General features: G+C 62.8%; 1 protein-coding gene. It reads left to right on the forward strand.

All coding sequences use genetic code 11. The annotated features are described in order from the left end of the window. Positions 1 to 177: 177 nt before the first annotated feature. Entirely contained in the window at positions 178 to 1,200 is a 1,023-nt protein-coding gene (locus B552_RS0121670; RefSeq protein ID WP_019451155.1) for an IS110 family transposase, read from the forward strand. Positions 1,201 to 1,714: the final 514 nt, after the last annotated feature.

The raw sequence follows: 1,714 nt of genomic DNA on the forward strand, positions 1-1,714 counted from the left end.
ACCTATGTTCCCGGTCTATACACCGCGATGCGGGAGAGATGGAATGAACACCGCCCACACCCTACCGCCAAGCCACACCTCAGAGCGCCAAGAATGACAAGGGGCTCTCGCTTGACCGACGGCATCGATGTGCCAAAGTGAAAGTGCGACTATCACTTGAGGTCGAGGAGAGCCCAAATGAATGCTATGACATATGGGCTGGACATTGCAAAGTCAGTGTTCCAGATGTACTGGGTAGACCCATCCAGCGGGGAAATTCACAACCGCCGGTTCCAGCGCCGGGAACTGATTGAGTTCCTGTCCAATTGCCCGCCGGGCAAGGTGGTGCTTGAGGCGTGTGGCGGCGCACACTGGTGGGCGCGCAAGATCCGGAGTTTGGGCCATGAGCCCGCCCTGATTCACCCGCGCTACGTGCGCGCGTTCGTGCGTACCAACAAGACGGATGCGGCCGATGCGCGAGCGATCTGGACCGCGGCCCAACAACCCGGCATGCCGGTGGTAGCTGTCAAGAGCGAAGAGCAGCAAGCCTTGTTGTCACTCCACCGGATTCGTGAAGGTCTGGTGCAGACGCGCACCAGAGAATGCAATCAGTTGCGCGGATTGCTGGGCGAGTACGGCCTGCACTTCGCCAAGGGGCGCAAGGCTTTGCTCGCCGAGCTACGGACCCGTCGGGCCGAGATCGAGCAGGGCGTACCGCCCACGCTGTTGCGTGCCATAGAGCGTCAACAGATGGCATTGCGCCAACTCGATGAACAGATCCAGTTGATTGAGCGCGACATCACGGCGTGGCTGCAGTCCGAGCCGGCAGCGCAGGCGGTCGAGGCAATTCCCGGCATCGGCGCCATGACTGCCACGGCCCTGGTGGCCACCATGGGCTCTGCCCAGGCCTTCCGCTCAGGCCGGGCCTTCGCGGCCAGCCTGGGTCTGGTTCCCACCCAATCCGGCACGGGCGGCAACGTGCACCTGGGCCATATCAGCAAACGTGGGGATTCCTATCTGCGACGACTGCTGATCCATGGCGCGCGCGTTGTCCTGACGCGCTCGAGGCACCGGCCGGCCTGGGCCGAGGCTTTGCTGGCGCGACGACCCACGAATGTGGTCATCGTGGCACTGGCCAACAAGATGGCCCGAGAGGCCTGGGCGCTGCTCGCCCATGGGCGCCAATATGATCCCGACTATGTGAGCCGGCGACCGGCCTGAACGGCTCAGGCCAGCTCGCCGGCCCCACCCCTTACACAACCCTTCACGGCTGCATCGGCGAAAGATGAGTCAAATGGCGAAATAGGTCGGACCGTGGGAACCCAAACCTGACACTCCCCTTGGGCCCAGAGTCCGCGGGAGAGATGAGGACGTTCCCAGCTGCTTCCATTGAGGCCCGCGGTCAGTTCCGCACGAGGCCGTATATAAGACCGCAGCCGATTCCTACGACTCCACAAGACTCAAGCTTCGAACCTTTGCATCCGGGGCGGTGTTCATATAAGGGGAGCAAACCGGCAGCGAGATTACGGCCCCTGCTGGTGGTGTTCAACGGGCTGCGGCTGACGCGCAGCAGTGGCTGGCGGCAGCTGCTATGCGCACCGCTCTCCCGCTTTGCGGGAGAGGGGAGCAAACCGGCAGCGAGATTACGGCCCCTGCTGGTGGTGTTCAACGGGCTGCGGCTGACGCGCAGCATTGGCTGACGACAGTTGCTATGCGCTCCCCTTATATGAACACC

The sequence above is a fragment of the Cupriavidus sp. BIS7 genome, assembly GCF_000292345.1.
In the GTDB taxonomy this organism is placed as follows: Bacteria; Pseudomonadota; Gammaproteobacteria; order Burkholderiales; family Burkholderiaceae; genus Cupriavidus.